28 protein-coding genes and 1 tRNA gene are annotated in these 23,845 nt (G+C 70.8%); 12 read left to right on the top strand and 17 right to left on the bottom strand.

Annotated elements, in window-relative coordinates:
- Positions 1 to 47: 47 nt before the first annotated feature.
- On the bottom strand, positions 48 to 848 hold the full coding sequence (locus ABZS69_RS35075; protein ID WP_355379683.1) for an alpha/beta hydrolase: 801 nt from the start codon (positions 846 to 848) through the stop codon (positions 48 to 50).
- A gap of 83 nt (positions 849 to 931) precedes the next feature.
- On the opposite strand from ABZS69_RS35075, the gene ABZS69_RS35080 reads away from it, so the two are divergent.
- The 5 genes from ABZS69_RS35080 to ABZS69_RS35100 all read left to right on the top strand — a co-directional run bounded on the left by ABZS69_RS35080 (position 932) and on the right by ABZS69_RS35100 (position 3,802).
- Complete coding sequence (locus ABZS69_RS35080; protein ID WP_355379684.1) at positions 932 to 1,324, top strand: hypothetical protein; 393 nt, start codon at positions 932 to 934, stop codon at positions 1,322 to 1,324.
- 26 nt (positions 1,325 to 1,350) lie between these two features.
- Positions 1,351 to 1,722 carry a hypothetical protein gene (locus tag ABZS69_RS35085; protein WP_355379685.1) on the top strand — a complete coding sequence of 124 codons (372 nt, stop codon included), beginning with the start codon at positions 1,351 to 1,353 and terminating at the stop codon, positions 1,720 to 1,722.
- A gap of 73 nt (positions 1,723 to 1,795) precedes the next feature.
- Positions 1,796 to 3,139 carry a hypothetical protein gene (locus tag ABZS69_RS35090; protein WP_355379686.1) on the top strand — a complete coding sequence of 448 codons (1,344 nt, stop codon included), beginning with the start codon at positions 1,796 to 1,798 and terminating at the stop codon, positions 3,137 to 3,139.
- 46 nt (positions 3,140 to 3,185) lie between these two features.
- Positions 3,186 to 3,536, top strand: coding sequence for a winged helix-turn-helix domain-containing protein (locus ABZS69_RS35095; RefSeq protein ID WP_355379687.1), 351 nt, complete (start codon positions 3,186 to 3,188; stop codon positions 3,534 to 3,536).
- On the top strand, positions 3,536 to 3,802 hold the full coding sequence (locus ABZS69_RS35100; protein ID WP_355379688.1) for a hypothetical protein: 267 nt from the start codon (positions 3,536 to 3,538) through the stop codon (positions 3,800 to 3,802). Before ABZS69_RS35095 ends, ABZS69_RS35100 begins: the two co-directional genes overlap by 1 nt.
- A 10-nt stretch (positions 3,803 to 3,812) precedes the next feature.
- Here ABZS69_RS35100 and ABZS69_RS35105 read toward each other — a convergent pair whose 3' ends face one another.
- Positions 3,813 to 4,400, bottom strand: a complete 588-nt coding sequence (locus ABZS69_RS35105) for a cadmium resistance transporter (protein WP_355379689.1) — start codon at positions 4,398 to 4,400, stop codon at positions 3,813 to 3,815.
- 199 nt (positions 4,401 to 4,599) lie between these two features.
- On the opposite strand from ABZS69_RS35105, the gene ABZS69_RS35110 reads away from it, so the two are divergent.
- Positions 4,600 to 5,469 carry a hypothetical protein gene (locus ABZS69_RS35110; protein ID WP_355379690.1) on the top strand — a complete coding sequence of 290 codons (870 nt, stop codon included), beginning with the start codon at positions 4,600 to 4,602 and terminating at the stop codon, positions 5,467 to 5,469.
- A 75-nt stretch (positions 5,470 to 5,544) separates the two neighbouring features.
- Here ABZS69_RS35110 and ABZS69_RS35115 read toward each other — a convergent pair whose 3' ends face one another.
- Entirely contained in the window at positions 5,545 to 5,718 is a 174-nt protein-coding gene (locus ABZS69_RS35115; protein WP_355379691.1) for a hypothetical protein, read from the bottom strand.
- 79 nt (positions 5,719 to 5,797) lie between these two features.
- On the opposite strand from ABZS69_RS35115, the gene ABZS69_RS35120 reads away from it, so the two are divergent.
- Positions 5,798 to 6,505, top strand: a complete 708-nt coding sequence (locus ABZS69_RS35120) for a hypothetical protein (protein WP_355379692.1) — start codon at positions 5,798 to 5,800, stop codon at positions 6,503 to 6,505.
- Between the two features lie 49 nt (positions 6,506 to 6,554).
- On the opposite strand, the gene ABZS69_RS35125 is transcribed toward ABZS69_RS35120, so the two are convergent.
- The 3 genes from ABZS69_RS35125 to ABZS69_RS35135 form a co-directional block, all read right to left on the bottom strand.
- Entirely contained in the window at positions 6,555 to 9,131 is a 2,577-nt protein-coding gene (locus tag ABZS69_RS35125; RefSeq protein ID WP_355379694.1) for a LuxR C-terminal-related transcriptional regulator, read from the bottom strand.
- Between the two features lie 154 nt (positions 9,132 to 9,285).
- A complete protein-coding gene (locus ABZS69_RS35130) occupies positions 9,286 to 9,456 on the bottom strand; it encodes a hypothetical protein (RefSeq protein ID WP_355379695.1) in 171 nt (56 codons plus the stop codon).
- Positions 9,457 to 9,491: 35 nt separating this feature from the next.
- Positions 9,492 to 12,674 carry a BTAD domain-containing putative transcriptional regulator gene (locus ABZS69_RS35135; protein ID WP_355379696.1) on the bottom strand — a complete coding sequence of 1,061 codons (3,183 nt, stop codon included), beginning with the start codon at positions 12,672 to 12,674 and terminating at the stop codon, positions 9,492 to 9,494.
- A 125-nt stretch (positions 12,675 to 12,799) separates the two neighbouring features.
- On the opposite strand from ABZS69_RS35135, the gene ABZS69_RS35140 reads away from it, so the two are divergent.
- Positions 12,800 to 13,318 (top strand): universal stress protein, encoded by a 519-nt coding sequence (locus ABZS69_RS35140; protein WP_355379697.1) that lies wholly within the window; start codon positions 12,800 to 12,802, stop codon positions 13,316 to 13,318.
- Here ABZS69_RS35140 and ABZS69_RS35145 read toward each other — a convergent pair.
- A complete protein-coding gene (locus tag ABZS69_RS35145) occupies positions 13,274 to 14,665 on the bottom strand; it encodes a PLP-dependent aminotransferase family protein (protein ID WP_355379698.1) in 1,392 nt (463 codons plus the stop codon). The two genes, ABZS69_RS35140 and ABZS69_RS35145, sit on opposite strands and share 45 nt — an antisense overlap.
- Positions 14,666 to 14,732: 67 nt before the next feature.
- On the opposite strand from ABZS69_RS35145, the gene ABZS69_RS35150 reads away from it, so the two are divergent.
- Positions 14,733 to 15,917 carry an MFS transporter gene (locus tag ABZS69_RS35150; RefSeq protein WP_355379699.1) on the top strand — a complete coding sequence of 395 codons (1,185 nt, stop codon included), beginning with the start codon at positions 14,733 to 14,735 and terminating at the stop codon, positions 15,915 to 15,917.
- A gap of 9 nt (positions 15,918 to 15,926) precedes the next feature.
- Here ABZS69_RS35150 and ABZS69_RS35155 read toward each other — a convergent pair whose 3' ends face one another.
- The 3 genes from ABZS69_RS35155 to ABZS69_RS35165 all read right to left on the bottom strand — a co-directional run bounded on the left by ABZS69_RS35155 (position 15,927) and on the right by ABZS69_RS35165 (position 18,314).
- The gene (locus ABZS69_RS35155) at positions 15,927 to 16,646 is read right to left on the bottom strand and encodes a hypothetical protein (protein WP_355379700.1); all 720 of its coding nucleotides are present in this window, start codon (positions 16,644 to 16,646) and stop codon (positions 15,927 to 15,929) included.
- A 129-nt stretch (positions 16,647 to 16,775) separates the two neighbouring features.
- Positions 16,776 to 16,946: a cation transporter gene (locus tag ABZS69_RS35160; RefSeq protein WP_355379701.1), complete on the bottom strand. Its 171-nt coding sequence runs from the start codon at positions 16,944 to 16,946 to the stop codon at positions 16,776 to 16,778.
- A gap of 33 nt (positions 16,947 to 16,979) precedes the next feature.
- Positions 16,980 to 18,314, bottom strand: a complete 1,335-nt coding sequence (locus ABZS69_RS35165; protein ID WP_355379702.1) for an MFS transporter — start codon at positions 18,312 to 18,314, stop codon at positions 16,980 to 16,982.
- Positions 18,315 to 18,696: 382 nt separating this feature from the next.
- On the opposite strand from ABZS69_RS35165, the gene ABZS69_RS35170 reads away from it, so the two are divergent.
- The 3 genes from ABZS69_RS35170 (at position 18,697) to ABZS69_RS35180 (ending at position 19,648) form a co-directional block, all read left to right on the top strand.
- Positions 18,697 to 18,816, top strand: a complete 120-nt coding sequence (locus ABZS69_RS35170; protein ID WP_020542320.1) for a DLW-39 family protein — start codon at positions 18,697 to 18,699, stop codon at positions 18,814 to 18,816.
- A gap of 15 nt (positions 18,817 to 18,831) precedes the next feature.
- Entirely contained in the window at positions 18,832 to 19,560 is a 729-nt protein-coding gene (locus tag ABZS69_RS35175) for an HAD-IA family hydrolase (protein WP_355379703.1), read from the top strand.
- 15 nt (positions 19,561 to 19,575) lie between these two features.
- Positions 19,576 to 19,648: transfer RNA gene (locus tag ABZS69_RS35180), tRNA-Ala, on the top strand.
- Between the two features lie 93 nt (positions 19,649 to 19,741).
- Here ABZS69_RS35180 and ABZS69_RS35185 read toward each other — a convergent pair.
- The 7 genes from ABZS69_RS35185 to ABZS69_RS35215 all read right to left on the bottom strand — a co-directional run bounded on the left by ABZS69_RS35185 (position 19,742) and on the right by ABZS69_RS35215 (position 23,844).
- Positions 19,742 to 20,182, bottom strand: a complete 441-nt coding sequence (locus ABZS69_RS35185) for a hypothetical protein (protein ID WP_355379704.1) — start codon at positions 20,180 to 20,182, stop codon at positions 19,742 to 19,744.
- A 96-nt stretch (positions 20,183 to 20,278) separates the two neighbouring features.
- Entirely contained in the window at positions 20,279 to 21,568 is a 1,290-nt protein-coding gene (locus ABZS69_RS35190; protein ID WP_355379705.1) for a site-specific integrase, read from the bottom strand.
- Complete coding sequence (locus ABZS69_RS35195) at positions 21,568 to 21,750, bottom strand: helix-turn-helix domain-containing protein (protein WP_319719612.1); 183 nt, start codon at positions 21,748 to 21,750, stop codon at positions 21,568 to 21,570. Before ABZS69_RS35195 ends, ABZS69_RS35190 begins: the two co-directional genes overlap by 1 nt.
- Entirely contained in the window at positions 21,740 to 23,116 is a 1,377-nt protein-coding gene (locus ABZS69_RS35200) for a replication initiator (RefSeq protein ID WP_355379706.1), read from the bottom strand. The genes ABZS69_RS35195 and ABZS69_RS35200 overlap by 11 nt, the downstream gene beginning before the upstream one ends.
- Positions 23,117 to 23,211: 95 nt before the next feature.
- A complete protein-coding gene (locus tag ABZS69_RS35205) occupies positions 23,212 to 23,334 on the bottom strand; it encodes a hypothetical protein (protein ID WP_355379707.1) in 123 nt (40 codons plus the stop codon).
- Between the two features lie 3 nt (positions 23,335 to 23,337).
- Positions 23,338 to 23,499: a hypothetical protein gene (locus ABZS69_RS35210; RefSeq protein ID WP_355379708.1), complete on the bottom strand. Its 162-nt coding sequence runs from the start codon at positions 23,497 to 23,499 to the stop codon at positions 23,338 to 23,340.
- Positions 23,500 to 23,514: 15 nt separating this feature from the next.
- On the bottom strand, positions 23,515 to 23,844 hold the full coding sequence (locus ABZS69_RS35215) for a hypothetical protein (protein WP_355379709.1): 330 nt from the start codon (positions 23,842 to 23,844) through the stop codon (positions 23,515 to 23,517).
- Position 23,845 lies beyond the last annotated feature (1 nt).

Below are 23,845 nucleotides of genomic sequence, written 5' to 3' on the forward strand. Positions count from 1 at the left end.
TTTCCGACGGTATCCGCTGGTCGGCGGGCCAGGCAGTAGTGCTGGGTCTACTGTCCGAGGAAGCGGGTGAGCACCGGGGCCAGCGCCTTCGGGTCGACCATGTGCGTCTGGCCCTCGATGGTCTCGCGCACGGCACCCGGGACGAGCTCCACGATCGCGTCCGCGGCCCGGGCGAAGAAGTCGCCGCCCCCGCCCACGAACGAGTCCGCGCCGGCCCCGCCCGTGGCCACCAGCGTGGGGCAGGCGATGCCGGGCAGCCGGTCGGCGGGCGGGCGGCCGTCGCCGAGGCATTCGGCGTCGTACGCGAGCGTGGGGGCGAGGGCCTCGAGCCCCGGCCACATCGGCGAGTTGCGGGCCTGCCCCACCATCTCCTCCGTGGCCCCCGCCGACACCATGAACAGCGCGAACGCGTCACCGCGGCGGCCCCCGGCCAGCAGCGCGTGGAGCCGGTCCGCGTACTCGCGCGCGCGCCGCGGCCCGCCGGGCGCCAGGTCGTACGGCACCTCGTACACCGCCAGCCGCGCGATCGGGAGCCCCGCGGCGGCGGCTTCGAGCGCGAGCGCGCCGCCCGACGAGGCCCCGTACAGGTGCGCCGCCCCGCCCGCCGCGTCGATGAGCGCGGCGATGTCCTCGACCTCGCGTGAGACCTCGTACGGGAGGGTGTCGCCGCTGTCGCCCCGGCCGCGCCGGTCGTAGTTGTAGACGGTGAACCGCTCCGCCAGCTCGTGGGCGAGCTGCGCGTTCGCCGAGCGGTCGACGGCGGCGCCGCCGACCAGGACGATCGCGGGGCCGACGCCCAGGCGTTCGTATGCGATGGACGTGCCGTCTTTCGCCGTGACGCGGTGCATGTGACTCCTTCGGAGGCCCTTGTGACCACCCGATCTCGATGGGTGACTATCGGCGGCGACGTTATGGGACTACCGTCGAGCGTATGGCGATCCCCATTCCATCACGGCGGAATTCCGCGGACAACGACAAGACACCTGACACCCCCGCTCCACCGTCCTGGCCGATGTCGATGCCCCGCCTTTCCCCCGAAGCCACCACACAATCGGGGGAAACAGCATCAATCATCGTAAATTTAGACAAGGCGACACTTGATGCGGTTCATCAAAAAGCGCGGGCAGATGGCCGTATGATTTCCGATGTGATTCGCGCCGCGGTGGAGCGCGAAGTGGGCAACATGACGCACGCGACCATCTTGATCCAGCGCTGGAACCTGCAGTGCGACGACCTCGACAGAGCGGCCGACGCCCTTCAGGTGGACCGGATTTCTGACGACGTGATGCTCAGGCTCGGCCTGCATCGGAATCAAGAGGACTGACCATGCTTCCTGGGCGCGTTCTCGACGTGGGAGCGCTCGTCGACATAGCGGTCGCGAAAACAAATCATTCTCGGAGCATCGCGGCGGTGTGCCTTTATCGCGGTGGCGGGCTGTGCATTCCCGCGACCGCCCTCACGCTCGTCTATTCGATCGTCCCGCTCGCCACGAAAGTCGAACTCTTCGATCTGATCAACAGCTCCGCCGTACAGGTCGACGACCTCACCGTGGGAAAGGTGCCCGACATCGCCGAGATTCTCGACGGGTCGGGCGACATCACCGCGGGCCACGTGATCTTATGCGCGCGGGCCACCCAGTGGCCGATCCTGACCGACCGCCCCGGCATCCTGCGCAACCTCGACCCGGCGATCCTCGTCGATCCGCTGCCCGAGCAGAACTGACCTCTCGGCCCGGGCCGATGTCCGGTTCACCCACTATTGTGGGGGCCCGGACATACGAGGAAGCGGATCTACCTTGGCACATCGCGCCCTGGTCATCGCCCTGCTGCCCGCGATCGCGCTGCGGGCGCTCGCCGTGCTCGGATACCCGCCCTCGATCCTCTTCTACGGCGACTCGTTCGCCTTCCTGCGCGAGGAGCTGGCCCCCGGCACCGCCCGGCCCTCCGGATACTCGCTGCTGCTGGCGCTGCTGCGCCCCGCGCACAGCCTCACGCTGGTGACGGTCCTGCAGCACCTGCTGATGCTGGGGCTGGCCGTGGCGGTGTACGCGCTGCTGAGACGGCGCGGCCTGCCGGGCTGGGGCGCCGCCCTGCTGGTCACCCCGCTGCTGTACGACGAGTTCCTGGTACTGCTCGAGCACATGATCATGGCGGACGCGGTCTTCGTCGCGCTGGTCACGGTCGCGATCCTGCTCGTGGTCTGGCGCGTCACCCCCGCCACGGCCGCCGTCGGCGGCCTGCTGCTCGGCCTGGCCGGGATCACCAGGACGGTCGGCCTGCCGCTGCTGATCCTCACGGCCGCGTACCTGCTGATCAGGCGGTACGGCTGGCGTCCGCTCGTGGCGCTGCTGGTGGCGGGCGCGATCCCGCTGGGCGCGTACGGCGCCTGGGCGAAGGTGGAGAAGGGGAAGTTCGCGCTGACCGAGGCGGACGGGAACTTCCTGTGGTCCAGGACCATGAGCTTCGCCGACTGCTCGGTGATCAAGCCGCCGGAGCGGCTGGCCGTGCTCTGCCCGAACATGCCGGTGGAGCAGCGCCCGTACCCGCCGTACTGGTTGTGGGAGAGCTTCTCCCCCCTGCTCAAGGTGCCGGGGACGGGCAATCGCAACCAGCTCGCCGGGGAGTTCGCCAGGGCGGCCATCCTGGCGCAGCCCGGCGAGTACGCCGCCGCGGTCGCGACCGACCTCACGCAGCTGCTGCGCTGGGAGCGCACGGCCGTGGACGAGAAGACGCCGTACAAGTTCCCCGTCGCAGAGCGGCCGCTGGGCGAGTCGGTACGGGGCATCGCCGAGTCGTACGAGGCCGGACCGGCTGCCACCCGGGTCGTGGAGCCGTTCGCGGGGTGGCTGCGGGCCTACCAGCGGTGGGGGTACGTGCCGTTCCCGCTGCTCATGCTGGCTCTGGTCGGGGCGCTGGCGACGGCGCTGGTGCGGCGGCGGTGGGACGCGCTGCTGCCCGGCGTCACGGCGCTGGCGCTGGTCGTCTCGCCGCCGTTCCTGGCCGCCTACGACGTGCGGTACGTGATCCCGGCGATCCCGCTGGTCTGCCTGGCCCTGGGGCTGGCACTCGGAGCCCGGTCGCCGGCGCGGCAGGAGCGCCAGGGAACCCCCAGCCCGGAGCTTTCCCGGACCGCCACCTGAATGCTAGGCTCACGTGTAAGGAAATCATTACACGTGACGGGAAGCCATGACAGCGACCGGGCCGACAGGTGACGACCTGGTCGAGATCTTCGCGGCGCTGGCCAACCCGCTGCGGCTGCGCATCATGGCGGTGCTGGCCGAAGGGCGCGACTACGTGAGCCACCTGGCCCGCGAGATCGGGGTGAGCCGTCCACTCCTCCACATGCACCTGCAACGGCTCGAAGCGGCCGGGCTGATCGTCGGCACCCTGGAGCTGTCCGACGACGGCAAGGCCATGAAGTACTACGAAGTCGCGGACTTCAGCCTGCACCTGACCGCGTCGGCGCTGGCCGAGGCGGCCAAGACACTCACCAGGCCGGACCCGGGGAAGGGTCCAGGACCCAAGGAGCTCTCCTGATGATCGATTCCTGGCCCGCGGTGATCTTCTCCCTCGGGGTCATCCTCGTGGTCGGCTTCTTGATCGCCCTTTTCGCCGTGGGGATGTTCGAGATGCGCAAGACCAAGCTCGACGTCCACCAGGCGGACGACTTACGGCAGCTCGTGCGCCGGTTCGAGCAGCTCGCCGAGAACACGATGGACGCCCAGCAGCGGATCGCCGCCGACCTCGCCGAGCTGCGCGCCCGTACCGCGTCGATCGAGCAGATCCTGAGGACCGTCGAGTAGGTGACGCTGGTCAGAGGCCGAAGGCGCCGCCCTCCACGAGGATGACCACGCCGAGCCCGATCAGGACGAGGGGCAGCAGGACATGCCCCCACCGGCTGAGCGCCGCGGCGATGAGCGGGCGGGTGGCGAAGAACCTCCCGGCCAGGCACCAGACGGCGACCAGCACCAGGAAGACCACCACGTACACGGCCATGCCCGACGTGCCGGACGTGGCGAAGACGGGGACGTAGACCCCGATGTTGTCGCCGCCGTTCGCGAAAGTGACCGCGGCGACCTCCAGAGCCTTCGGCCCGCCGCCCCGCGCGGGCGGGTCGTCGCCGCCGCCGTCGGCGCGGTCGCGCCACACCTGCCAGGCCGCCTTGAGGCCCAGGGCGAGCGGCAGCAGGCCGAGATACGGGACGGCGGACGCGGGCAGGAACGTGGCCCCGAAGGCGGCCGCGACGGCGACCACGAGGATCCCGGCGAACCCGAGGTACTGCCCGAGGACGATCCGCAGGGGCCCCGCCCCCTGGGCGAAGAAGAGCGCCAGGATGACGATGTCGTCGATGTTGGTGACGGCGAACAGGCCTGCGGCTTGCCCGAAGATGCCCGAATTCACGCCTGGAACCGTACCGGACCGCCCTGGAACGCTCCTTGCTGGAGAGCGATCCATGGTTTTGACAGTCGTCCTGACACCTGGGCCTCCAGCTTTCTGACGCAGTTTGCGGCATATGTGGTCACACCTGGTGAACTCCCGCTCATCCTTTGTTATGGTCACTCACTGTCCAGAAACGGACACCCTTTACCCGAGGAGGATCATGAGGACCCCGAGGACCGTCGCCATCACTGCGGCTGTGGCGGCGACAGTCGCTCCCCTGCTGGCCATGGCGACCCCCGCGAGCGCCCAGCAGTCCACCGAGACCACCAAGAGCGTCCAGAGCTTGCCCCTGCTGGACTGGCTCTCCCTCGACAGCCTCAACCCGACCGAGCAGCTCAAGAAGGTCAAGGAGCTGCTCGGGACCGGTTACGTCCCCGAGGCGTTGAGCGTGACCAACGCGGCCAACCCGCAGTACACGTCCGTCTGGATCAAGGACACCACCCGCAAGGTGAGCGTCCTGCAGGGCCTGTCGGCGACCGACCTGCCGACGCGTATTGCCGAGCAGGCGAAGAGCGGCTTCGTGCCGTCCATGATCACCGGAACGGGCACGGGCCCCAGCGCCATCTTCGCGGCGGTCTTCGAGAAGACGACCGAGAAGGTCCAGTCCAAGCTCGGCATGACCAAGGACGTCTTCGCGTCCACCAACGCCAAGCTCGCCGCCTCCGGCTTCAGCGTCGCCTCGCTGGACGTGTACGGCACGGTCGAGAAGCCCCTCTACGCGGCCGTCTGGGTCGCCGGGGCCGCGACCGGCGCCGTGCAGGTGACCACCGGCCAGACGGTCACGCAGCGCGGCCAGGAGCTCCTCGCCAAGACCAAGGCCGGGCTGCGCCCCGTCCTCATGGCCGTCGAGCCCGGCAAGCTCTACACCACCGTGTGGAGCAAGGGCAGCGCGACCGGCCTCAAGGAGTACCTGAACCTGTCCAAGCTGACCTACACGCTCAAGGCCACCGAGCTGAAGGCGCTGGGCTACCGGCCCGAGGTCCTGGACACCGAGGGCAGCACCATCGCGGCGATCTGGAGCAAGGGCTAAGACCCGGATCGTGGTGTTGTGCACCGGCGATCAGCGACCACACCCGGCTGATCGCCGGTACGCACGGCACCCAGGTCAGCGGTCGAACCAGCGGGCCGCCGACGGGGTGAGCAGCAGGACGGCCACCGACAGCGGGAAGACCACGCCCGGCGCGAGCAGCGAGATCCAGTCGAGGTCGCCGTCGACCGCTTTGACGATCAGGAATCCGCCGCCCAGGACCGCTTCAAGGGCGATGGCTCCCCAGCGCACCCGCCTCCGCCGCGACGGCCAGCAGCCTCCGTCACACGATCATTCTGCAACACGACGAACGCGGGCATAATGGCGGCCGATGCCGGAAATTTCGGAAATATCAGACTATGCGGCGGCGATCGCGCCCGTCATCAACGCGGCCCACGTCAACGTGCACGCCTCCGCCCGCGGAGCGGTCTCCGAACTGGCTGAGAGCCCGGGACTGCTGGTCGACCTGAGGTTCGTGCTCCCTCTGCGCCCGGTGACCCGGGCCGGCCTGAGCACGATCTACCGCTACCACGACGCGGCCGGACGAGAAGCCGGGATCCAGGAGCAGCTGCGCTCAGGCACCCTGGCCGAGGACGGCGACGGAGTGCTGCGGGCGACGGGCCCGGGGCTGGAGTTCATCCGGAAGCTGTACGAGGCGCACGGCGCCGCCGCCGAGCGGATCGGGGCAGGGCAGGACCTGCCCCGGCTGGCCCACCTGGCCGGCAGGGTGCTCGACGGGGCCGAGCGGCTGCCGGGCGGCGCGCTCGAACTGGTCGCGCCGCCCTACGAGCCGGAGGGGAGCGGGCCGGGGCTGCTCCTGTTCAACCGGCTGGCCGTCCTCCGCTACCACCGGGCCGACGCCCACGCCTGGGCCTGGCAGGCGGAGGGCCTGTCCGCGGCCGAGATCGTCGGCCTGCGGGACGGGCCCGTCCGCGCGCGGATCGAGGCGGCGACCAACCTGCGGGCCGCGCGGCCGTACCAGGTCCTGACCGAGGACGAGCGGCAGATCCTTTACGACGGCCTGCTGAGGCTGATCTGAGCTGATCTAAAGTGCCGCCAGCAGGCTGGCCACCTGCGTGCGGTCTGATCTAAAGCGCCGCCAGCAGGCTGGCCACCTGCGTGCGGTCGTTCACGCCGAGCTTGTCGTAGGCCGCCTGGAGGTGGTTGGCGGCCGTCCGCGTGGACAGCGTCAGCCGGTCGGCGATCTGCCGGTTCGTCAGCCCGGCGGCCGCGAGCTGGAGGATCTCCCGCTGGCGCGGCGTCAGCTCGGGCGTGGCCAGCTCCACCAGCGCCGGGGTCGACACGCCCGGGCAGAGCCTGGCCAGTGCCCATGCCCTGGTCTGCGCGCCCCTGGCCAGCGTGCCGCGGCCCGTGTCCCGGTACGCCGCCGCCTCCTGGGCCGTCGCCTCGGCCGCGTACAGGAGCATCCCGAGCCGTTCGAACTCCCCGGCCACCGCCCGGAGCTCGACCGGGTCGCCGATCGCGCGGGCGTGCCTGGCCAGGAGCCCGGCCAGGGGACCGTCCACCCGGCCGGCCAGCCGGGCGAACCGGCTTGGGGCGCCGAGCCGGACCAGGTCGTGCAGCGCGAACATCAGGCCGGCGTGCAGCTCGTGCCGCTCCGCGTGGTCCGCCGCCGCGAGGCACAGCCGTACCGCCTCGTCGAGCTCGCCGCCGGACGCGGCCACCCACACCTCGGCCTGCAGCACGTGCTGCCGGGTGAAGGCCCACCTGGAGGCCGTCGCGGCGGCCTCCGCCAGCACCTCCCGAGCCTGCGCCGTACGGCCCAGCAGCGCCAGCGCGTGCGCCTGCTCGGCCAGCACCCGCCCCAGGTAGGGCTCCCGCCCGGGCATCCTGGCCAGGTCGTCCCGGCACCAGCGCAGCGCCCCCGTGACGTCCCCGCGCAACCGGCCGACCATCGCCCGGTAGGCCGCGAACCCCGACACCGACAGCTCGGCGGCCGGCAGCTCCATCCCCTGCTCCGCCGAACGGTCAGCCTCCTCCAGCAGCCCCGCGAACGTCTGGGCGGCGCAGAGCGCGTCCAGGAAGCTCGGCAGCGCGTGCGGCGCCTCGTCCCGCCAGCTCTCCACGCTCTCCAGCGTGCGCGCGGCGATGGCGAGGCTCTCCCCGGTACGACCCGAGTACGCCGCGGCCCACGCCTCCATGGACGCCGCGTGCGCGTCGGCGCGCGGCGACATCGGACCGTACGAACGCGAGCGCGCCAGCGAGCGCGCCGCCCCGGTCAGCCGCCCGGCGAAGCAGTCCGTCACGGCGCGGTAGACGTGCGCCTCCTGCAGCCAGGCCGGCTCGGTCAGCGTCGCGGCGGCCAGGTCGAGCACCTCGCACGCCTCGGCGTCCGCGCCCGCCCACGCCAGGTTGATCCCCAGGCTGAAGGCGTGCTGGGCGCGGTCGGCCTCGGTGACCGCGTCGCGCGCCGCCCGCCGCAGCGCCGTCAGCGCCGCGTCCGCGTCGCCCAGCACCATGAGCACCTCGCCGAGCAGCGCGACCGCGGCCACGCCCCCACCCGCGTCGATCGCGGCCCTGGCCAGGCGTTCGGCCAGGTGGGGATCCTGCCTGCCCCAGGCCAGCCGGGCGGCCGACACCAGCATCTCGGGTGCCGCGACCGAGCCGGAGTCCAGCCGCCACACGGCCGCGCGCAGCTCGTCCTCGCGCCGCCGCAGCCCGCTGGTCTCCAGCGCGTCGGCCAGCATCCGCAGCCGCCGCCGCGTCCGCAGCGTGCCGCAGCCGCCGCGGACGACCTCGCCGTAGAGGGGGTGGCCGAGCCGCAGTTGCTCGCGCCGGCCCTCGCTGACTGCCACGACCAGACCGCGGTCCTCGACCCGCTCGACCGCCCGCGCCGAGGTCAGCGACACCAGCAGCTCCGTGCCCAGCGGCTCGCCGAACGCCACCAGCTCCAGCACCTCGCGCTCGTCCTCGTCGAGGTGGCCGATCCGGTCACCCACCAGCTCGCGCAGCCTGGTCGTCATGGACAGCTCGCCCCGCCAGCGCCACTGCCCGTCCCGCTCGGTCAGGCAGCCCGCGTTGTGCCCCGCCTGCACGACCTCGCGCAGGTAGAGCACGTTCCCCTCGCTGACCCCCGCGAGGTGCCGTACGGTCTCCGCGGCCACCTCGCCGCCGAGCGCGCCCGCGAGCACCTGCCCGACCTCGGCCCTCGTCAGCGGCGGCAGCTCGATCCTGCCGAGCAGCTCGTCCTTCCACAGCGCGGCCACCGGAGCCGGTTGCGGCTCCCCGGACCGCACCGTCACCAGGACGCGCGCCACGCCGCTGTCCGCCAGGTAGTGCACCAGCGCCGCCGAGGCCGGGTCCAGCCGGTGCGCGTCGTCCACGCTCACCAGCAGCTCGCCCCGCGGCGCGCGGTCGCGCAGGTGGCGAGCCGCCCAGTGCAGCAGGTTCTCACCACCCTCCGGCGGCCCCGTCAGCACGTGCGCGAACGCGCCGAACGGGATCATCGACGCGGTCTCCGTGCCGAGCGCGCGCACCACCGCGTACTCCGATAACCCGGCCAGCGCCTCCGTCGCCAGCCTGCTCTTCCCGACCCCTGCCTCACCGGCGATCATCATGCCCGCTCCCGACCGCAGCGCCGCCCGCACGGCCGTGAGTGGCCCCCCTCGCCCGACGAACGGCCAACCGCTCCCCTGCTCGCTCATCGCGCCTCCTCTCGACACCCATCGTCGTCACGGAGGTTCGCGCGAGGTTCAGGCCAGGTCTGTGTTCATGGCCTCCGCTCCGCAGAGGCGGGCTCGGTCGCTCCGGAGCCGCCGCCTTCCCTCGTCGCTCTGGTCGCTACGCTCCCGCCGCTCCTCAGTCCAGGCGACGGCGCTCCCTCGCCAGTCCGGCAGCGGAACGCAGGAGGTCGAGGAGCGCTTCCGTGCCGCTGAACGGCACCGCCTCGCCTCCCACCTCTTCGAGCAGGCCGCGGAGCTGGCCGCCGGATTGCTCGGGCTCGACCAGCCGGACGATGACCGTTCTCATTCCGAAACCATCTCGCCGGGCGGTTCAGGTCTGGTTCAGGTGGGATAGGGGGCGGGCTCGACCTCCAGCTCGCGCATGCGTTCTGCGTAGAGGTGGTAGCGCCTGCGGGCGTCGCCGCGGCGGCCCGCCAGGTCGAGCACCCGCACCAGGCCCAGGTGGGCGCGCTCGTCATAGCGGTCGCGCTCCAGCAGGCGCAGCCAGTAGCGGGCGGACTCGTCGTAGCGCCGCTCGCCCGCGCGTGCCGCGGCGATCCTGGCCGCCGCCTGCGTGTAGGCCAGGCGGGCCTGCTCGCGCAGCCCCACGGCCCAGTCCGCGTACGGGTCCTCCTCGCAGAACTCCCCGCCGTACGCGCTCTCGGCCGCCGTCCACCGCTCCAGCGCCTCGGCCGTACGTCCTGCCTGATCCAGCCGTACGGCCTCAGCCACCAGATCCAGAAATTTCTCGACATCGACGTCCACATTGGACAGGTCCAGCCGTAACGTGCCCTCGTCCGAGACCACGATCTCGTCCGCCGGCCTTTCGTGCGCCGGGTCCAGCACCGCGCGCAGCGTGGACACCATGACGTTCAGCCGGCGCAGCCCGACCGCCTCGCCCTCCTGCTCCGGCCAGAGGATTTCGACCAGCCGCTCCCTGCCGATCCCGCTCCCCCTGCGGCTGGCCAGGATCTTCAGCAGGTCGCGCGCCTTGCGCGACTGCCAGGCCGTACGCGGGACCGGCACGCCGCCCCGCAGCACCCGGAACGTTCCCATGGTCTCGACGATCACCCTCGCGCCCGGCGCGGGAGCGGCGCGGGCGATCAGCGCGTCGATCCGGTCGTCGAGCGCCCGGCAGCCGATCGCGTGCATGCGCTCGCGCACGACGGCCGCCAGCTCGCCGCCGGTCGCCGGGTCGGCCAGGGCCGCCCTGACCAGCTCGGCCCTGGCCTGCCCCACCGGGTCGCCGAGCGTCGTCCACCTGCGCACGGCCTCGTCGGCCAGTGGCGGATCGCCCTCCAGCTCGGCCCGCAGCTCGGCGATGGCGGCCTGCGCGGCGTGGTCGCGGCGGCTCACCGCGAGGGGTTCGGTCTCGTCGAGCATCGCCCTGGCGTCGTCGTGCCGGCCGCCCTCCAGTGCCACGCGGGCGGCCACGACCCTGGCGGTCACCCCCGCGATGCCCTCCGTGTGCCGGAGCGCCTGCTCGGCGACGCGCGCGGCCTCGGCGGGATCGTCGCCGGCCAGCAGCTCGGCGAGGCCGTTGAGCGCGTTGGACAGCGACTGCACCTCGCCCGACGGCGCCGAGTCCGCGATGATCCGCCGGTAGATCGCCGCCGCCGCCCTGCGGTCGCCGCGCAGCACGTGGATCTCGGCGAGCCGGTTCAGCCCCGTGCCGACCAGCCTGGAACCCATCGCCTCCCACCTGGCCACCGCGTCGGCGGCCTCGGTGGCCGCCTCCTCCAGGCGGCCGAGACCGATCAGGGCCTTGGCACGGTTGGCGACGTTCAGGGCGGCATAGGGGGCGAACGACACCAGGTCGGACAGCCTGCCCCCAATCTCGGTCTCGGCCAGCGCCTCGGCGTAGGCGCCCTCGTCCAGGTGGCGGGAGGCCCGGTTGGCGTGAATGCGGATGAGCTGGACGATGTCGCCCGCGCGTTCGGCGTACTCCAGGGCGCGCAGGTAGTGGGCGTCGTTGGCGCGGCGGTCGCCGTCGAGCGCGGCGAGCATGGCCAGGACCGTGTTGGCCATGGCCAGCGCGCTCGGGTCGCCCAGGACGCTGGCCTGTTCGAGCGCCTTGTCGGCGAGTTCGGCGCAGCCCGCCCTGTCGCCCTTCAGCCAGAGCACCGACGCCGTGGACGCGGCGCACATGGCGGCGTCGGCGGGCGGCAGGCCGTACTCGTGTCCCCTGGCGTACATGGTCAGGGCCGCGTCGAGGTCGCCGCGCAGGTGGTCGATGAGGCCGAGCCGCCTGGCCACGAACGCGTCGAACGCGGGGCCCTCGGCGGCCTGGGCGAGCAGGTCGTGGGCGCGGGTCCACTGGCCGCGGTTCTGCTCGGCGACGCCGGCCAGCTTGACCATGGTCGGCGCGTGCCTGGCGGCCTCGGGCAGCAGCTCCAGCGCCGCGACCACATCCCCGCGCTCGGCCAGGCGCAGGCCGTACGAGTCGAGGAGCGTGGCCGCCAGGCCCGGGTGCTCGGTCGCGACGGCGGCGCGCAGGGCCAGCTCGGGCTGGTCGTGCTCCACGTACCAGCGGGACGCGACCGCCGCCGCGTCGTGGGCCTCGTGCCGGTCGAGCGGCGCGTGCTTGGCCAGCACGTGGCGGCTGGTCAGGGTCAGGCGATGACCGTTCTGGTCGCCCTCCAGGAAGAGGCCGCGGCTGGTGAGCGAGTCGAGCGTGTCGGGCGGCGCGCCCAGCGTGGCGGCCAGCCCGGCGGTCAGCACGGGCAGCACGGTGGCGGCACGCAGCAGCTCGCGCATCGCGGGCGGCAGGTCCCTGAACGCGGCCAGCGTGAGGCGTTCGAGCGTGGCCGAGTTCGCGGCCAGCCCGGCGGCCGTGCGCGGCCAGCCGGACGGGTCCTCGCGGGCCAGCGTGTCGAGCGCGGCCTGCACGGCGGCGGGCCAGCCGCCGCAGGCGTCGTGGAGCGTGGCGGCGACGGCCGCGCCCGCCTCCCCCAGCCGGTCGCGCGCCCAGGCGGCCGTCTCGTCGGGGGTGAGCGCGAGATCGGTCGCGTCCAGGTCGAGCACCTCGTGGTCCTGGCGCAACCGGGCGGTCGGGAACGGCAGCGGCGCCCGCGACGCGGTGACGAGGTGCAGGTGCCTGGGGGCGGCGCGGACCAGCGTCTCCACGTAACGCACGGAGCCCGGGGCGCCCGCGATGGCGTCGATGCCGTCGAACACCAGCGCGAGACCGCGCCGCAGCCGCCCGGACAGCGCCTCCGCCAGCGCGCCCGCCAGCGCCGCGGCCCTGGACACCTCGTCGGCGTCGGGACCGAGCGGGGCGTCCGCGGCGGTCACCAGATCGGCGGGCAGCCCCGGCACCCGCTCCGACAGGGCTACGGCGACCGCTCCCGCCAACGTGGGAAGATCGCGGTCAGCGGGCCCGAGCCGGTGCAACACCGCGCCGACGGCCTGGCTCCACCCGGCCAGCGCAGTCGACTTCCCGTAGCCTGTAGTTGCGACGAGCGAGGTGAGCCTGTATGTAAGCGCTCCGTCCAGCCGCCGGTCGAGGGCGGGACGGGGTCGCACCCACCCTCGTTCCACCCCCGCATGCTACGCCGGGGTTCGCGGGGGACTCCATAGTTCGGAAAGTGCCACCTCCCGGTAACAGACCGGCGGGCGCACTATGGTCGTACTTCTTAACAGGAGGCACCGTGGAACAGGAACTGCCCGGCGGTGCGAGGCTGATCGTGGGGGTGGACGAGTCCCCGGCCTCGCGCTGGGCGCTTGCCTGGGCCATCGGTGCGGCCAGGCTGCACCGGATGGCCCTGGTCGCCGTGCACGTCAGCCGCGCGCCCGTCCACCCATTCCCCGAGGCTCTGCCCGTCCAGCACGCGCTCCGAGCCGGCGAGGAGGCGCGCTGCGGCGAGGTGATCGCCAGCGTGTTCGAAGACGTCGCGGGCGGGGTGCCCGACGACATAAGAACGGCGGTGGTCGGCCGGGTCGGCGACCCCGGCTACCATCTCGTCGACCTGGCCCGCGAGGGCGACCTGCTGGTGCTGGGGCGGAGCCGGCGCGGGCTGCTCAGCCGCATCTTCCTGCCCTCGACCAGCATGTACTGCGCCCGCCACGCGCGGACCACGGTCGTGATCGTGCAGCAGCCGGCGCCGCCCGACGAGCCTGAGCTGTCAGGTGAGCGGGCCCGCCGGTTCTGGAGCCGCCGCCACCCGTAGGCGCCTGAGCCCTTCGGGGATGTCGTCCCTGGTGATGCCGCCGTAGCCGAGGACCACGCCGGGCTGGGGCGGGCTCTCACCGCAGTACGCCTCCAGCGACTCCACCGCGAGATCCGGTGCGGCACGTACCTCTATATCCGGGGCGAGCCGGGCACACAGGTGCAGGCCCGCGGTGGACGGGACCAGCCGCAGCCGCTCGTCGCCCGCCAGCGTTTCGGCGATCATGGCGTGTCTGGCGGCGTACTCGCGGGTCGCCTTCCTGATGTGCCTGGCCAGCAGCCCCTCGTCGATGAAGCGGGCCAGGGCGGCCTGCGTGGGGACGTCGCTGTGCCAGTCGGAGAGCTGCCTGGCCGCGCGCAGCGCCGGGGCCAGCGAGGCCGGGGCGACGAGGAAGCCGAGCCTGAGCATGGGGAGCAGGGTCTTGGAGAACGAGCCCACGTAGATGACGCGGCCGGCGCGGTCGAGGCTCTGGAGGGGTTCGAGCGGGCGCTCGCCGAAGCGGAACTCGCTGTCGTAGTCGTCCTCGATCACCACCGCCCGGCGGCGCTCGGCCCAGGCCAGCAGGGCGGCGCGGCGGGCCAGCGACATGGGCGTCCCCAGGGGGAACTGGTGCGAAGGGGTGACGTACACGATGCGGGCGGCGCCGGGGATGGCCCGGACGTCGATGCCCTCCGCGTCCACCGGCACTCCCACCACGCGGGCGCCGAGCGAGCGGAACAGCAGGCGGGCGGGCGGGTAGCCGGGCTCCTCGACGGCCACGCAGGCGCCCGGCTCGATCAGGACGCGGCCGATGAGGTCGAGCGCCTGCTGGGCGCCGTTCGTGATCAGCACGTCGCCGGGGCCGGCGTGGACCGAGCGGCTGATGCCTATATGACGGGAAATAGCCGCTCTTAGCGGCTCATATCCGGATGGGCTGCTGTACGCGGCGGCGCTCACCCGCAGCTCGCGGGCCACCAGCCGGCGCCAGGTCTCCATGGGGAACAGGCGCGGGTCCGGCATTCCGACGCGGAAGTCGTACCGGGCGGCCCGCACGGCTTCCGGGGCCTCGATCCCCTGCCAGAACGCCCTCGGCCGCACCACGCCCTCCGGGGCCGCCCGGCCGCGGACCGGCTCCGCCGACACGAACGTGCCCGCTCCCGCCCGCCCCACCAGGAACCCTTCGGCGACCAGGCGGTCGTAGGCCACGGCGACCGTGTTCCTGGAGATCTCCAGCCTGCGGGCCAGCTCCCTGGTCGGGGGCAGCCGCTCGCCCGACCTGAGCCGGCCGTCGAGAATGGCGTCGAGCAGCTGCCGGTAGACCTGCGCGGCCAGGTCACCCCGGCCCTGGAGACTGATGTGAACGTCCAACTTGGCCCAATCACTTTGCCGGAAATTGGAGCTTATATCGGGACAATGCGGAGTCCAAGATGAGGGCATGACACCCCGGCGCATCCTGGCTCACGCCCAGCTCGCGAACTCCATCGGCGACGGCGTCTACCTCGTCACCTCGGCGTTCTACTTCGCCAGGATCGTCGGACTGTCGGCCACCGAGATCGGCCTCGGCCTCACGCTCGGCTGGGCCGTCGGCTCGGTGGCCGGCGTCCCGCTCGGCCACCTGGCCGACCGGCGCGGGCCGCGCGGCGTCGCCGTCCTGCTCGCGCTGACGACCGCCACGGCGGTCGCCTCGTTCCTGTTCGTCCAGTCGTTCGCGCTCTTCGTCGTGGTCGCCTGCCTGTACGGCACGGCGCAGACGGGCCTGTCGGCCGCCCGCCAGGCCCTGCTCGCCGGGCTGATCGCGCCCGCCGAGCGCACAGTCGTGCGGGCGGTCCTGCAGTCCACGCTCAACGGCGGCCTGGCCGTCGGCGCGGCCCTGGGCGGCCTCGCCCTGCACCTCGGCACGCGACCGGCTTATCTGGCGGTGTTCGCGCTCGACGCGGTGAGCTTCCTGGTCGCCGCCGGACTGCTGCTCAAGCTGCCTCCCGTACGGGTCGCGCCGGCCGCGCCCGGCCCCCGGCTGGCCGTGCTCAGAGACCGGCCGTACGCGCTCATCACGCTGATCAACGCGGTGATGCTCTTCTACATGCCGCTGCTCAGCCTGGTCGTGCCGCTCTGGATCGCCTCCCGCACGAGCGCGCCCACCTGGATGGTCTCGGTCCTGCTGCTGCTCAACACCGTCACCGTGCTGCTCTTCCAGGTGCGGGTGGCCCGGCGCGTGAAGGGGCTGCGGTCGGCCGCCCGGTCGGTGCGGTACGCGGGTCTGGTGATGTTCGCGGCCTGCGCGGTGTTCGCCCTGAGCCCGTACGGGTGGCCGTTCCTGCTGGCGGCGGCCGGGCTGCAGGTCCTCAGCGAGATGCTGCTGGCCTCCGGGTCCTGGGAGATCAGCTTCGGGCTCGCCCCCGACCACAAGCAGGGCCAGTACCAGGGCTTCTTCGGCACCGGCGTGGCCGTGGCCAGGATGCTCGGGCCCGTCGCGCTCACCACGCTGGTGCTCGGCGGCGGCACGCTCGGGTGGCTGCTGCTCGGCGCGGTGTTCGCGACGGCCGGCGCCGCGATGGCGCCGGCCGTCCGGTGGGGGCGGCGTTCACTTGAGGCGGCTGCCGCCCGCCACGAATACGCTTGAGAACTTGGTTCAGTGCACGTGCCCGTGGCCGTCGCTCGGAATGGCCACTCCGGCCTCCTCTGCCCGGGCGGTGAACGCCGCCGTACGGACCTGGTCCCCGTGCTGGAAGTCCAGGAACAGCCCGTACTCGCCGCCGCTGGGCGCCTGGGCGTAGAAGGTGATCTCCGGCCCCGCCGTCACACTGTCCTCCGGATGCACGTGCAGATAGGCCAGGTCACCGCCCCGCAACGCCACCAGATGCCCGTAGGCTCCCAGATACCGCTGCAGATCCGTCACCGGCTCGCCGTCCTTGCTCACGCTCAGCGTCAGCTTGCTCGCCTGGCCCGGCACCAGATCACCCCGCAGGTAGACGGTGTAGTCGTCCACCGTCGCCGCGCGGCTGACCTGCGCCGCCGTCGGCGGCACGTACTCGCCCGCCACCAGCACATCCGCCCCCAGCGTCAACCCGCTCCCGCCCACCGGGGCGAAATCCGCGAACACCTGGTACGCGCCTGGCTCCTTCAACCTCAGCGGCACCGACCACACCCCCTCCGCGCCCAGGACCGGGTGCAGGTGCTGGAAACTCGCCAGATCCCGCGACACCACGATGAAGTGCAGCTTCTTGTCATGCTGGACCTGGTAGTCGGTCACCGGCCGGCCGTCGGGCCCGGTCACGGTGAACCGGAAGTCGGCCGGCTCGTCCGCTTCGACGATGGTCAGCGGGTTCAGGGTGTAGCCGTTCTCAGACATTTGAAGCCCCCCAGGGGTATAGATTTCCGCTGTTCTGTGTGATGTGCCCTCGACCTGCGCCGGGGGCGGCCGCTTGCCCCTCGCCTGAGGCGCCGCCGGGAACGACGGCCGATCCCAGGACGTGGGCGTTCATGTCTGGCCCGCCAGCTCGTATCCGGCCTCTTCGACCGCGGCGGCGATCTCCGCCCGGCCGACGGGGCCTTGGCTGTTGACCGTCAGCAGGCCGCCGGCCAGGTCCACCTCCACGGAGGTGATCCCCGCGACCCCGCTGACCTCTTCCTTCACCGTGGCAGTGCTCATGACGTCTCCTTTGGTGTGCTGGGTTTGAAGGTCTCAGCCGACAGGCTCGCCCTCGCGTACGGCCGGCCTGCGCATGAGGGCGGCCGTCAGCGCCGCGCCCAGGACGGCCACCACCGCGGCGCCGGTGAAGGCGGCCTGGAAGCCGAGCTGCTCCTGGGAGGTGGCCAGCGCCGTCATGACGGCCAGGCCCAGCGCGGAGCCGACCTGGTAGGTCGTGTTGACGATGCCGGAGGCGAGCCCCGCCTCCTCCGGACGGGCGCCCGACATGGCCGACATCATCGCCGGGATGTACGCCAGGGACATCCCGACCGCGGCGATCAGGCTCGCGGGGAGCACGTTCGTGGCGAACTCGCCGGTGAACCCGAGCCCGGCCACGCCTGCCGCCAGCACCGTCAGCCCCGCCACGATGAGCGGCTTGGCCCCGAACCTGCCCAGCAACCTGGCCGTGATGCCGATCATGAAGATCATGATCGCCACGGTCATCGGGAGCAGCGCCGCGCCACTGGCGAACGCGCCGTACCCGAGGACCTGCTGCAGGTAGAGGTTGAGGAAGTACCACATGGGGATCCAGGCCGCGCCGAGCAGGGCCATGGCCAGGTTGGAGGTGGCCAGGCCGGGGGTGCGCCAGATGGCCAGGGGCATGAGCGGCTCCTTGACCGTACGCTGCACGACCAGGAACAGGGCGAGCAGCGCCGCGCCCCCGAGACCGGCCGGCCAGTTCGCGGCGACGATGGCGTACACGACGAGCGCGATGCCCGCGGTGACGGACGCGGCGCCCACGAGGTCGACGGATCCGCGCTTCCCGCGCACGGCGGGCAGCAGCCCGGTGGCCGCGAGCGTGGCCAGGCCGATCGGCACGTAGATGATGAACACCCAGGGCCAGCTCAGATATTCGGTGATCACGCCGCCGAGGAACACGCCCGCGGTGCCGCCCGCCGGGGCGGCGGCGCCGTACAGTGCCATGGCCTTGCCGAGCTCGCGGGCGTTGTGGCCGAAGAGCATCATGAGCAGCGCCATGGCGGCGGGCGCGATCAGCGCCCCGCCGATGCCCTGCACCGCACGTCCGGCCACTTCGACCCAGGCGGTGGTGGCCGCGGCGGCGACCACGGATCCGGCGATCAGGACCACCCACCCCGTGACGAACACCCTGCGCGCCCCGAACAGGTCGGCCAGCCGCCCGCCTAGCAGCAACAACCCGCCGAAGGCGACCACGTAGGCGTTGAACACCCACTGCAGCCCGCCGTCGGAGAAGCCCAAGTCGCGCTGCATGTCGGGAAGCGCGACGCCGATGATGGAGGTATCCATGATCACCATGAACTGCGCCGCGGCGAGCACGAGGAGCGCCCACCAGCGTCTTTCGTCAGTCATGACGTGACCCCTTCCTTCTTTTAGTACCCCCAGGGGGTATATCCCTGGGCGGCGAGGAACGTAACATACCCTCATGGGGTATGTCCAGTTCGGAGTCATGCGCGCCCGGGCGCGATATTTGGCATGATCGAGCTGTTGCCCCGAGAGGGGCAGGTCGAGTGGGCCCCCAGAATGGAGGGGGATGGACACGGAGAGGAATCCGAGATGTCGTGGGCGATGGGGTTAACGCGCCTCACCTGGGGCTGACCACTCGTTCTCCGCACATTCCGCGCATGTGGTTCCGTGCGCAACACAGGGAGCGCAGCCATCCCTTGCTAGGCTGCATGTCAACCGTTGGGTCTCACCCCGGCAGGTGAGGCCGTCGAAGAAGTGGGGTCACACCGTGAAGAAGCTGCTCGTTCTGGCGCTGATCGCCCTTGGGGGGTTGCTGATCTGGCGTAAGGTGCAGGCCGACCGCGCAGAGCTCGATCTCTGGACCGAGGCGACCGGCAGCGAGAACTAACCGACCGGCGAGGCGATGAGTGACGTCGTCCCCATAAAGCTGGTGTGCCTGGACCTGGCAGGCACCACAGTCGGTGACATCGCCATGGTCGAGCGCGCCTTCGCCGAGGCGATCGCGACCCAGGGCATCGTGCCCGGGACCGGAGCGTACGCGCGTGCCATGGTTCACGTGCACCGGTCCCGGGGCTGCCCCAAGATCGATGTCTTCCGTGGGATCTTCCCCGGAAACGAGGCCCAGGCGCAAGCGGCGAACCTGACGTTCGAGCGCTCCTACGAGGGCACTCTGGAGCGGGCGGGTCTCGTACCCATGCCCGGAGTCCTGGAGGTCCTCGACAAACTCCGCGGCACCGGCATCAAGCTCGCCCTGATCACCGGTTTCAGCCGCACCACCCTGAGTCGCATCCTGAGCGTGCTCGGCTGGCACGACAAGATCGACCTCGCCATCTCCCCCGAAGACGCCGGCGGCCGCGGCCGCCCCTGGCCGGACATGGTCCTGCACGCGGTGCTGCGCGTGGGCGTGGAGGACGTACGCCAGGTGGCCGTCATCGGCGACTCGGAAAGCGACATGCTCTGCGGCAGGCGCGCCGGCGCGTCGATCGTGGCGGGGGTGATGACCGGGGTCCACAGCCGGGAACGCCTCCTGAAGGGCGGCGCTACCCACATCGTTGACTCGATCGCCGACTTCCCTGGTTTGGTACTGAGCGATGACCTTGGTACGACGCAGGTAGCTTCGTCCGCCCGGTAAGCTATCTTCGTCGAAGGGGCCTTAGCTCAGTTGGCAGAGCGCCTGCTTTGCAAGCAGGAAGTCAGGAGTTCGAATCTCCTAGGCTCCACCCCAGGTCAAAGGCCACTCCCCGTGATCGGGAAGTGGCCTTTTCGATCTTGTACAGCTGCAAAGTACAGCTACGGCGACAACTCACCCTGAGTTAGGTGTTCGGCTCTCGCGAGAGGGAGTCGATGAACGCCTCGGCTTCTGACTGGCTCATGTCCTCGGTGCTTCGCACAAGGAAGACGGCCTCTTTCCGGCTACCGGCTTCGATCAGCTTGCGAACCCTGGTGGACAGATCTCCCTCATCGAACACTGGGAAGCCCGGCAGGACCCCACCAGCGCGCAGAACCTCTGCGACTTCCACCGCGGTTTGCCGGGATACCTGGGATTCCTTGCGGATCAGCTCTACGGCGTCGCGGAGCCTGTCTGCCTCGATGAGGTCGTGGGCTCGGGCCTGAACGCCGACAGGAGTGATGTGGTCCAGGCCAACGTAGATGCGCACCACCTTGCGCCGCCGTATCCACCTGCTGATCCCGATTCCGATGATCACCAGCAGCAGGACAAGGAGAATCGACTCCACCGCGTCTAAGCCAAACATGCGGTGATCGTAGTGAGAGGTACCGACAGGTTAGAGTTCCCGCGTCATGCTGAGGGCCGCTCCCCTGGGGAAGCGGCCCTCAGCATGGTGGACGGCTCAGGAGCCGAGGTGCTCCCCCAAGCGCTTCAGCGCCTTGCGCGTCTCCTCTGACGAGACTTCGCTGTAGATATTCATGGTCACCGCGATTTGCGAGTGGCGAAGGATCTGCATGGCGACGCGAGGGTGGACATCCAGGGCGACCAGCAAGGACGCGCAGGTCTTGCGGGTCGCGTGGACGTGTACTTTCCGCACTCCGGCCTTGGTACAGGCGTTCGCGAAACTGCGCCGGAAGTTGGACGGTTCGATGGGCCGGCCGCTGGCGGTGGTGAAGACGAGGCCAGTCTCCTGCCAGTCGTTCCCCGCGGCTACCCGTGCGGTGTCGCGTGCCCGTTGACGGGCACGAAGGGCAGTCGTGACGACCTCTGGGAAGGGCAGGGTGGCGTCGGACGCGTCCGTCTTGGTCTGGCGGTGCAGCAGCTTGCCTGCGACGCGCTGGAGCTGCCAGCCGATCGTCATCTCGGCCTGGTCAAGGTCGACGTCTTCCCAGCGCAGCCCGAGCGTTTCACCCAGGCGCAGCCCGAGGACGAGCACCAGGACGTAGGCCGGGTACATCGGGTCCTCGTTCTTGCGCGCTGACTCCAGGAAGGTCCGCGCCTCCTCGACCGACCACGGCTTGACCTTGCGCTTTCGAGGAACAGGCATCTTGACGTTGGAGGCGACGTTACGGGTCAGGATCTCTTCTCGTACCGCGTTGCTCAGGGCAGCACGGAGCGTCATGTACGCGTCGTGAACTGTCCACTCTGAGGGTTCAGACTTGCAGCACTTGCCGACTGCGCAGCAGTTTTGACGGCGTTTCGGGTTGCTGTGGATCTTCGGGCGGGATGCGTCTTTGCCCTGGTCGCAGCACTGGCACGAGCGCCGTAGCTTGTTCACCCAGGATTGGACGTCCCGCACGGTCAGCTTGTCGAGCCGTTTGGGGCCAAGCGTGGGCGTGATGTAGAGCCGGGCGAACATCTCGTAGTTCGCGGCGGTCTTGGGGGCGAGGTTGGGTTCCACGACGTTGGTGAGCCAGTAGGCGAGGTACTCCGAGAGCTTCGGCGACTTGGTGACAACCGGTCCCTTGCGGGCGAGTTCGTGCAGCTTAAGCCACTTCTCGTGGGTCTCCTCACGGGTCTTGCCGTACGCCCATTTGCGGGTCTTCTTGCCCTCGGGCGTGGTGACCCAGACGTAGCCCGCCCAGCCGTTCTTGTACGGGAATATCGAACCTTCGTTGTTGGCGCGACTGCGGCGGCTCTTACGAGGGCGCTTGGGCTCTTCGGGTGTGGCGAGTTCGGTCTTGACGGGCATCAGGCGACCTCCTCGCAGAGCCGGGTTACGTAGTCGTTGAGGGCGGTCACGGGGATGCGACGGCAGCGGGTGCCGACGACGATCGAGCCGAGTTCGCCGGAGCGGATGAGGTTGTAGACGGTCCAGCGGCTGACCTTCAGCGCGGCCATTGTCTGCGGGATTGTGAGCAGCTCAGAGGTCATGTACGCCTCCGAGCTGGGTTCCGGTGATGGCGGCGGCGAGGAGTTGATCTCCGAGGGAGTGGCCTTTGCCTGCGTACTCCCATTCGCTGATGACGAGGACGGTGTCTTCGTCGAAGAGGGGGAGGCGGCCGGTGGTGATGTCGTTGAGGCGGGCGTGGTGTTCGCGGTCAGCGCGGATGTCACCGAGGGTGGTGGAGTAGCGGCGGGACCGAGTGGAGAAGTGGCCGCGGAAGCCGAGCATGTGGGCCCAGTCGGCGAGGCGGAGTTCGGCCAGGTCCGGTTCGGTGCCGAGCTGCATGCAGGTGGTGATGAGGCGGCGGGCGTGGTCGCGCAGGTTGTAGGCGTCGAGGTTGTCGAGTGGGTTGATGCGGCGGTCGAGGGTGCCGACGCATTCGGCGGCTTTGGTGGCGTACTTGGCGATGTAGCCGGCGACGGCTTGTTCGGTGAGGTCGCCGTTCATGGTGATGGGGCGGATGTCGAGCTGCTCACCCCACCGCAGAACCCGCCCAGGCTGGTCGGCGTAGGCGGGAGCAGCGGCGGAAACGGCCCTGGCTGCGTGCTGGATGGCTTTCGTCAGGACGTCGGCGGTGGCCCAGGGCGGTGGTGGTGCGTCGGGGCCGCCGGGGCCGTCGAGGCGGATGACGGCGTGGAAGTGGACGACGCCACGTCGCTGGTATTCGGCGACTTTGGCGAAGGAGAGGGTGAGGTGGTGGCGGAGCTCTTTGAGGAGCAGGCCGCCGAGTTTGGCCAGGTGGCGGCGTACGGAGTCGGCGAAGCGTTTCCAGAGGAGTGGGGCCAGGGCGTTGAACAGGACGGAGCCGGTGTAGTCGTAGCAGTCCGGGCAGAGTGGTTCGCCGAGGCGCGGGTCGTCTTTGCTGTGGCGTGCGGTGCAGGACATGACGCGGCCGTGCGGGCACGTGGTGGCGTTGCGGCGGGCGTGGCAGGGCTGGACCTTCCTGTTGTGTTCGCGGCGGGTGTGGACGGCGCCGAACGACGGGGCGGTGAGGGTGACGAACAGGGTCGGGTGGGTGGTGACGGTCTCGGGGACGCCTTTGCCGCCGATCAGGCCCGCGCGGATGAGGTGGTAGGTGTCGGCGCGGTAGGTCTCGGCGCAGGCGGGGCAGCGGGAGGCGCGGCGGGTCTTGCACGGGACGCGCAGGATGCCGTCGGGTTCGGTGCGGGTGGTGTATCGGCGCAGGAGTTGACCGGTGGCGGGGTCGTAGTGGTCGACCTTGCCGCGTAGGTGGATGGGTTGGCGGCAGCCGCCGGTTCGCTTGATCTGGTTCGCCCAGCGGTCGTAGTCAGGGCGGTTGAGTCGGGCGATCATGCCCGCTTTTACGTGCGCGTTGGCGTGGGTTGTGGGCAAGATGGAGACCTCCTTTCGCTCGTTCGGGTGAAGGGATGGCCCCCGACCTGGCAGGCGTCTTGGCGGATGTACGGCCAGGCCGGGGGCGCTGCGCGTTATGCGCCGTGGTTGTCGATGCCGGTCCCGTCGCAGTCGAGGCAGCGGACACCATCGGAGTCGAGGCCGACACCGTTGCAGGTGCAACAGCGGTAGTGGATCACCGGCAGGGTTTCGGGCAAGGGTCAGCTCCTTTCTCGTGGGCGAGTGGTGAGGTAGACCCGCCAGTGGTGAGGGTGGGCGCGGTCGGGGTAGGCGCGGGAGACGCCGCAGACGGTGAAGTGCAGGCGCAGGCGGAACAGGGCGTCGACGATTTCGGCTCGGGTGCCGTCGATGCGGATGCGCATGAGTGGTTCTCCTGGTCAGACGTCGGGTTGGACACAGCCGCGGTAGCTGGCTTCGGCGTCGTGGCGGGCGCGGGCGGCGGCCAGGATGGCGACGGCGCGGTATTCGACGGGGCCGAAGAAGCGCGAGGTGGAGTAGTGGCCGTACGGGATGTCGGCCTGGTCGATGGTGGAGCCGATGCAGGCGGCGATCTGGTCGATGTCGGCGCACTTTTCGGCGTCGGTGTGGTGGCGGGGGAAGTGGTCGACGGTCACGCTCGTGGTGACGGGCACATCGGGGTGGGCCTCCAGGAAGGCGGCCAGGTCGAGCAGGCCGTTGATGAGAGCGGTGCGAGGGTCGTGGGTCATC

This window comes from Nonomuraea sp. NPDC005650, from assembly GCF_040605375.1.
Lineage (GTDB): Bacteria > Actinomycetota > Actinomycetes > Streptosporangiales > Streptosporangiaceae > Nonomuraea.